The organism is Streptomyces sp. NPDC029956 (genome assembly GCF_055574655.1).
Genome location: NZ_JBVHZJ010000007.1, coordinates 75,890 through 82,692, shown reverse-complemented (window position 1 = coordinate 82,692; position 6,803 = coordinate 75,890). Strand labels below are relative to the sequence as shown.

The 6,803-nt window shown below is 73.6% G+C and carries 7 protein-coding genes; all 7 read right to left on the bottom strand.

Annotation, left to right across the window (positions count from 1 at the left end; genetic code table 11):
• Nucleotides 1-198 precede the first annotated feature (198 nt).
• Nucleotides 199-456, bottom strand: a complete 258-nt coding sequence (locus ACZ4XX_RS07630; RefSeq protein WP_051819792.1) for a WhiB family transcriptional regulator — start codon at nucleotides 454-456, stop codon at nucleotides 199-201.
• 222 nt (nucleotides 457-678) lie between these two features.
• Nucleotides 679-1,761: an LLM class flavin-dependent oxidoreductase gene (locus ACZ4XX_RS07625; RefSeq protein WP_468507016.1), complete on the bottom strand. Its 1,083-nt coding sequence runs from the start codon at nucleotides 1,759-1,761 to the stop codon at nucleotides 679-681.
• On the bottom strand, nucleotides 1,758-2,630 hold the full coding sequence (locus tag ACZ4XX_RS07620) for an ABC transporter substrate-binding protein (RefSeq protein ID WP_468507015.1): 873 nt from the start codon (nucleotides 2,628-2,630) through the stop codon (nucleotides 1,758-1,760). Before ACZ4XX_RS07620 ends, ACZ4XX_RS07625 begins: the two co-directional genes overlap by 4 nt.
• A complete protein-coding gene (locus ACZ4XX_RS07615; RefSeq protein WP_468507014.1) occupies nucleotides 2,627-3,445 on the bottom strand; it encodes an ABC transporter ATP-binding protein in 819 nt (272 codons plus the stop codon). The genes ACZ4XX_RS07620 and ACZ4XX_RS07615 overlap by 4 nt, the downstream gene beginning before the upstream one ends.
• On the bottom strand, nucleotides 3,442-4,389 hold the full coding sequence (locus tag ACZ4XX_RS07610; protein ID WP_468507013.1) for an ABC transporter permease: 948 nt from the start codon (nucleotides 4,387-4,389) through the stop codon (nucleotides 3,442-3,444). The genes ACZ4XX_RS07615 and ACZ4XX_RS07610 overlap by 4 nt, the downstream gene beginning before the upstream one ends.
• The gene (locus tag ACZ4XX_RS07605) at nucleotides 4,386-5,441 is read right to left on the bottom strand and encodes an ABC transporter substrate-binding protein (RefSeq protein ID WP_468507012.1); all 1,056 of its coding nucleotides are present in this window, start codon (nucleotides 5,439-5,441) and stop codon (nucleotides 4,386-4,388) included. The genes ACZ4XX_RS07610 and ACZ4XX_RS07605 overlap by 4 nt, the downstream gene beginning before the upstream one ends.
• A gap of 61 nt (nucleotides 5,442-5,502) precedes the next feature.
• The gene (locus ACZ4XX_RS07600; protein WP_468507011.1) at nucleotides 5,503-6,528 is read right to left on the bottom strand and encodes an ABC transporter substrate-binding protein; all 1,026 of its coding nucleotides are present in this window, start codon (nucleotides 6,526-6,528) and stop codon (nucleotides 5,503-5,505) included.
• Nucleotides 6,529-6,803 lie beyond the last annotated feature (275 nt).

The window sequence follows — 6,803 nt, the reverse complement described above, 5'->3', positions numbered from 1 at the left end:
AGGGGGGTTGGTGGCGGAGTTGGTGGGAGAGCGCGGGGTGGAGCCACCGTTCAGAGGAAGGGCGGCGTGCGGGGCCATGAGGGGGCCCCCCCCCCCCCCCCGCGCCCATCTCGTCGCACATGTCCCGTCGCGTCCATCTCGTCGCGCCCCCGGACCCCTCGTACCCCCGCGCCGAGGCGTCCGCCGCGCAGGCGCCGTTCAGCCCTCGCGTCGCTTGAGGCGGAATCGCTCCTTCTCGGAGAGCCCGCCCCACACGCCGAACCGCTCGTCGTTGCGGAGCGCGTACTCCAGGCACGCCACCCGGCCCTCGCAGGCGCCGCACAGCTGCTTGGCCTCGCGGGTGGACGAGCCGGGCGCCGGGAAGAAGAACTCCGGCCCGGCCTGAGCACACAGAGCGGTCTCCTGCCAGGACATGTCGGGCTCCGGTGCGGTCAGTACGGTGGTGTAGGTCTGCATGGCGTACACGCTGCCGGAGGGCCGTAAACGAGCCATCAACGTTCGATCAATGCGACGTATTCGGCTGTGTGCAACGCGGCGCGCCGAAACTCTTCGCCGCATCGACGGGGGATCGGCGAAGACCGCCGCATGACCATCAGAAAGGCCCATGCCGCGTAGGCGCCCCGCAACGCGCTCCCGCGCTCGCGCGCCCCCGGGTGACCGAGTGGGGCCTGATCGGCCTCAGCGGGTGACACCCAGCGCCGGCAGCACGGTCTCGGCCACCCGGTACGCCTCCTCCAGGAGCGGGTTCCCGGACAGGATGAACGTGTCCACACCCAGGCCCTGGTACTCCTTGAGCCGGTCCACGACCTGGGCCGTGGAGCCGACGACCGCCGTACCCGGACCGGGCCGGAACAGGCTCATGCCGGGCCAGAGGTTCGGGTGGGTCTCCAGCTCGCGCGCCCTGGCCGGCACCTTGCCGCCGTGCTGGCGGAACTGACGCTGCCAGCCCACGCCGTCCTCCCCCGCCCGCTCCCCGAGCTGCCGCGCGTACGTCGCCTCGCTGGTGACGTCCAGGAGCCGGTCGGCCGCCGCCCAGGCCTCGTCCTCGGTGTCACGGACGATGAGGTGGAGACGCAGGCCGATGCGGAGGGTACGGCCGTGGGCGGCGGCCCGGGCCCGTACGTGGTCGAGCTTCTCCTTCAGCAGGTGCGGCGGCTCGCCCCAGGTCAGGTAGACGTCCACGTGCTCGGCGGCCATCTCGATCCCGGGCGCCGAGGATCCGCCGAACCAGAGCGGGACGTGCGGCTCCTGGACGGGCCGCAGGTCGCGGAAGGAGGCACCGGCGTTCCGGAGGTCGTAGAAGCGGCCCTTGTGGTCGAAGACCTCGCCCGCCGTCAGTCGCTTGACGATCGACCAGTACTCGGCGCTCAGTTCGTACCGCTCGTCGTGCTCGACGTGGAGCCCGTACTCGCGCAGCGACGCGGTGGAACCGTTGACCACGTTGAAGCGGAGCCGCCCGCCGAACAGGTTGTCGAAGCTCAGCGCCATCTTGGCGAGCAGGGTCGGTGCGATCAGCCCCGGGTGGACGGCGAGGAGCGGCTTGAACCGGGTGCTCGTGGAGGCGGCGAGCGCCGAGCCCAGCGGCCACACGTCGTAGAGGTCCGTGGCCAGCAACGCGCCGGTGTAGCCGAGGCGTTCGACGGTTCCGGCGAGCTGCGCGAGGTAGCCGAGGTCGACGGGGCGGCGGCCCGCCGGCTCCCAGGGGTACGCGCCCTCGCGCGGGATGATGTACCAGAGGACTTCGGGTGCCGAGGCTGTCATCGGGATCCGGCCTTCCGGGGCAGGGCGTCGGCGACGGTGATCGCGCGGTCGATGAACCCGGTGCGGTGGAAGATGTCGGCCGCCCGCTGCTGCTCGGCGACGAACTCCGCTCCGACCTCCTCGATCGTCCAGGGCAGGGCGCGCAGCGCGGTCTCCCAGTCCTCGACCGTGCCGCCCTGGTCCGCGGCGGCGATCTCGGCGGCCTCGCGCGGGTGGGCGGCGGCCCAGTCGTCGGCCCGCCGGAGTGCCCGGGTGAGCGCCTCCACCACCTCGGGCCGCTGCTCGGCGAGGTCGCGGCGCGTGAAGAAGACGGACCGGTCGCTGATGACCTCGCCGGTGCGGATCAGGGTGCGCAGCCCGCCGGTGCGGCGGGCGGCCGCGAGCTCGGCGCCCTGCGCCACCCAGGCGGTGATCGCGCCGGCACGGAGCTTCTCCTCGCTGCCCGGGTCGGCGCGTACGGCGGTGATGTCGGTGGCGTACGAGAGGCCCGCGTCGTCCAGGGCCTTGGCGACGAGGTGGGTCTGCCAGGAGCCGACGGCCAGGTGGACGGTGCCGCCCTTGAGGTCGGCGACGGCGCGGACCGGGCTGTCCTCGGGGACGAGGAGTGCGCCGTGGCCGGGGCGGGGCGCCGAGACGGCGGTGTAGACGATGTCGTGTCCGGCGGCCTGCGCGGTGACCGGCGGCGTGGAACCGGTGCCGCCGAAGTCGATGGTGCCGTCGGTGAGATGGGCACCGGTGCGGACCCCGTCGGTGTACGGGTGCCAGGTCACGGTCTCGCCGAGCGCGGCGAGTTCCTCCTCCGCGTAGCCGAGCCGGGAGAGGTGGTAGAGGGAGGGGTTGCTGCGGTGGACACCGATGACGACGCTCATGCGGGGGCTCCTTCGGGAGATGCGGAGGCGGGGGCGGGATCGAAGGCGGGGGCGGGCCCGGGCTCGGGCTCGGGAGTGGAGGTGGCCGCCTCCTCGGGCGGGTGGACGCCCAGGTCGGCGAGGAGGCGGCGGCGCAGGGCGACGAAGGCCGGGTCGCCGGGGTCGCGGGGGCGGGGAACGAGGACGGGCTCGTCGGTGACCAGCCGGCCGTCCCGCAGGACGGCGACCCGGTCGGCGAGGCGCACGGCCTCGTCGACGTCGTGCGTCACGAGGAGCACGGCCGGGCGGTGGATCCGGCGCAGCTCGCCGACGAGGTCCTGCATCCGGAGCCGGGTCAGCGCGTCCAGGGCGGCGAACGGCTCGTCGAGGAGCAGGAGTTCGGGCTCCCGGACCAGGGCGCGGGCGAGCGCGACGCGCTGGGCCTCACCGCCGGAGAGGGTGGCGGGCCAGGCGTCCGCGTGACGTTCGAGACCGACCTCGGCGAGCGCCCGCAGTCCGGTGGCCCGGGTCGCCGCGCCGCGCGGGAGGCCTACGGTCACATTGGCGAGAACCTTCTTGGACGGGATGAGCCGGGGCTCCTGGAAGACGATCGTGCGGGCCTCGGGCACGAGCGCCTCTCCCCCGTCGGCGCCGTCGAGGGCGCCGAGGATACGGAGCAGGGTCGTCTTGCCGCTGCCGCTCGCACCGAGGAGGGCGAGGAACTCGCCGCGCTCCAGGTCGAGTTCGAGGCCGTCGAGGACGGGCCGGCTGCCGAAGACGCGGCGCAGGCCTCGTACCCGTACCGCCGTCGCGGGAGCCGACGGGGAAGGCGTCATCGGGCTCCTCCTCCGGGGCCGGCCGTGCGCCAGGGCATCAGGACCCGCTCCAGGCCCCGGACGAGAACGTCGGCGGTGAGGCCGAGGAGACCGTAGACGAGGATGCAGACGGCGAGGATGTCGGTGCGGGCGTAGCTCTGGGCCTGGGACATGAGATAGCCGATGCCTTCGGTCGCGTTGATCTCCTCGGCGGCGATGAGCGCGATGACGCTGAGCGTCATGGAGAGCCGCAGTCCGGCGAGGAGTGAGGGCAGGGCTCCGGGGAGGACGACCTGGCGCACGATCGCGAGCCGGCCGAGCCCGAAGCTGCGCATGGCCTCGACGAGTTTGCGGTCGGTGTTGCGGACGCCCCCGCTGGTGGAGACGTACATCGGGAAGGTCGTGGCGACCGCGATGAGCAGGATCTTCGCGGTCTCGTTGATCCCGAACCAGACCATGAAGAGGGGGACGAGGGACAGGAACGGGATCGTGCGGAGGGTCTGGAGCGAGGAGTCGAGCAGTTCGTCGCCGAGCCGGGTGAAGCCGGTGGTGATGCCCAGGGTGAGCCCGGCGGCGAGGCCGATGACGAGCCCGATCCCCGAGCGGGTGAGGGAGGTGGCGAGCGCGTCGGGCAGTTGGCCGTTACCCCACAACTCGCCTACTGCGTCGATGACTTGAGCTGGAGATGCGAGTACGTCGGGAGTGAGGACGCCGGTGGCGGAGGAGGTCCACCAGAGGGCGAGGAGGGCGACGGGGCCGAGCGCGCGGACGGTGAGGGAGTACGTACGGGAGCGGGGGCGGCGTACGTCGGGCCGGGGGGTGACGAGTCCGGCGGTGCTGCCGCCGTCCGCGGGCGCCTTCCGCGTGGGCCCGGGCCCGTTCGCGGGCGTGGGCTCCCGCTCGGACACGGGCGTGGGCGGGGCGGGGGTGGTGGCGGCGGGGGCGCTGGTGAGCGGGGGTGTCACGACAGCTTCTCGATGTCGAGGAGGTGGGCGGCGATGTCGACCTTGTTCGGCGTGACCTTCTGGTCGGCGTAGAACCGGGCGACCGTCTCGAAGCGCTCGATGTCCTCGGGCCGGATCGGGTCGACGGTGCCGCCCTTGCCGGAGAAGGAGATCTGGACCTCCTTCGCCTTGCCGTTGACGGCGGTGGGGCCGGCGTCGGTGAAGACGTTCAGGTAGGCGGCCGGGTCCCTCTTCTCCTTCACGCTGTTGTCGTGGAGGTAGGCGTAGAGGGCCTTGACGACCTCGGGGTGTTCCTTGACGAAGCCCGAACGGACCGCGGTGAGGCTGTAGTTGTCGGATCCGATGGCGGTTCCGTCGGCGACGAAGCGGGCCTTGTCCGCGCCGATCTCGGCGACCGCGTAGGTGGACCAGACGGCCCAGGCGTCGACCTGTCCGGCGTTGAAGACGGCGGCTGTCTGGTCCGGTCGCAGATAGACCCGCTCGACCTTGTCGGCGGGGACGCCGGCCTTGGCGAGGGCCTTGAGGAGGAGGTACTCGCCGGTGCCGCCCTTGTTGACGGCGACCTTGCGGCCGACGAGGTCGTCGACGGAGTCGATGTCCGAGCCCTCGCGGACGAGGATGCCCTCGCCGACGGGGTCGGGGGCCGTGGCGGTGAAGAAGGCGAATCCGGGGCTCTGGGAGAGGGAGGTGATGCCGGAGGTGATCGAGCCGGTCGCGATGTCGAGCTGGTCGGCGTTCATCGCCTGGGCGGCGGGCGCGAAGGGACCGGCACTGCCGGTCCAGGCCACCTTGGCACCGACCGCGGCGAGCGCCTTGTCGAGGCTGCCGTCCTTCTTGCCACGGGCGAGGACGCCGGCGTTCCCGGGGTCCGGGATGCGAATGGTGACGGTGCCCTTCGCTCCCTCCGGCCCCTTTCCGGCGCTCTGGCCGGTGGCCGCGTCCGCCGCGGGGCTGCCGCCGCAGGCGGTGAGAAAGGAGAGGGCGGCAAGGACCGCCAGAGCGACGCGAGCGGTACGAGTGACGGGCGGGGTGGCGTGGGCGAGTGGGCGCATGGCGTTCGTCCTTCGGGAGGCGGAGGGTGGGGGCGTGGTGACGGGGTGACGGGGCAGCCGGTTACGGAATCGACCGCGACGACGTCGACACCGGGGCGGCGGCGGCCCGTAGGCGGGCCTGTCGCAGCGGCTCCGGGTCGGCCCAGGTGCGTACGTCCACGGCCTCGGGCAGGAAACCGTGGCCCCGCAGGGCCTCCTCCTGCCGGGCGAGCAGGTCGAGGCGGGTGTCGGACAGGTCCGGGTGGAGGGTGCGGTGGGTGCCGGGCCGATAGGCCCCCGCGACGCCCTCGGCACCCGCACCGGTCTCGGCGCCGAGGATCCTGGCGACCTCCTCCGGTTCGCCGGCGGCCCAGTCGGCGGCGCGGAGCAGGACGGCGAGGAAGCGGGCGACGAGCTCGGGATGCTCGTCCAGGAGGTCCTGGTGCACGGTGAGGGGACGGGGGGTGCCGTTGTTGACGCGGTGCGCGGGATCGGGGAGGGCGTCCAGCTCCACGGCCACCTCGGCCCCGGCACGGCGGGCCGCCTCGACGGCGAGTGCCCCCTTCACATAGACGGCGTCGACCTCGCCCCGGCGCAGGGCGTCCAGCTCCGCGGCCCACTGGCCCCGATGCCCGTCGGCGGGTACGTCGACGAGGCGGGCGTCGCCGAGGCCGTACCCGGCGGAGGCGAGTGCGCCCTCGAAACCGCGCAGGGCCATCGCCCGCCAGAAGTCGATGGGTACCGAGTGCCGGGGCAGGGCGAGCCGCAGCCCGTGCAGGGCGGCGGCCCCCCGCACCGCGGACCCGGGAGCGACGAGCACCACCTGGCGCTCCTCGATCCAGGTGAGGCCGACGAGCCGGGTCCGTTCGCCGCGTGAACGGGCCCACAGCGCGGGCACGTTGCCGCCCTCGCGAAAGAGTCCGGGCAGCGCGTGGGTGAAGTGGGTGGCGCGATCGGCGCCGGGCTCGGCGTCCTGGAGGGAGCGGACGGCGATGCCGTCGGCCGCGAACTCCCCCTCCAGCCAGCCGCGATCGGCGGCGACACCGGTGGCGGTGGGCACGGGGCAGCGGGTGAACCAGAGCGTGTCGGGCACGCGGGCAGACGTCATGGAGGGGCTTCCCTGGGTGAGGTGGGACGGGCGGGGGCGGCAGGCGCGGCGATCGGGCGCGAGGAGCGTCGAGCGGGGGCGCGGACGGGGCGAGCGGGCAGGGCTACGGGAGCGGGAGGTGGTACGGGGCGTACGAGGTGTCAGGGGGGCCGGCCCGGCCGGTGGGCGCGCGACGGCAAGGCAGGCGGATACGGGGCCGCGGGGGCCGCCAGGGCGGATGCGACTCCCGGCGAGGAGGCAGGACCTGGCCGAGGAGGCAGGATCTGGCCGAGTTG

What these genes read in the sequence shown, in the direction of transcription:
- ACZ4XX_RS07620 (WP_468507015.1), bottom strand. Translation starts at nt 2,630, where the DNA reads ATGAGCGTCGTCATCGGTGTCCACCGCAGCAACCCCTCCCTCTACCAC.
- ACZ4XX_RS07600 (WP_468507011.1), bottom strand. Translation starts at nt 6,528, where the DNA reads ATGACGTCTGCCCGCGTGCCCGACACGCTCTGGTTCACCCGCTGCCCC.
- ACZ4XX_RS07605 (WP_468507012.1), bottom strand. Translation starts at nt 5,441, where the DNA reads ATGCGCCCACTCGCCCACGCCACCCCGCCCGTCACTCGTACCGCTCGC.
- ACZ4XX_RS07615 (WP_468507014.1), bottom strand. Translation starts at nt 3,445, where the DNA reads ATGACGCCTTCCCCGTCGGCTCCCGCGACGGCGGTACGGGTACGAGGC.
- ACZ4XX_RS07630 (WP_051819792.1), bottom strand. Translation starts at nt 456, where the DNA reads ATGCAGACCTACACCACCGTACTGACCGCACCGGAGCCCGACATGTCC.
- ACZ4XX_RS07625 (WP_468507016.1), bottom strand. Translation starts at nt 1,761, where the DNA reads ATGACAGCCTCGGCACCCGAAGTCCTCTGGTACATCATCCCGCGCGAG.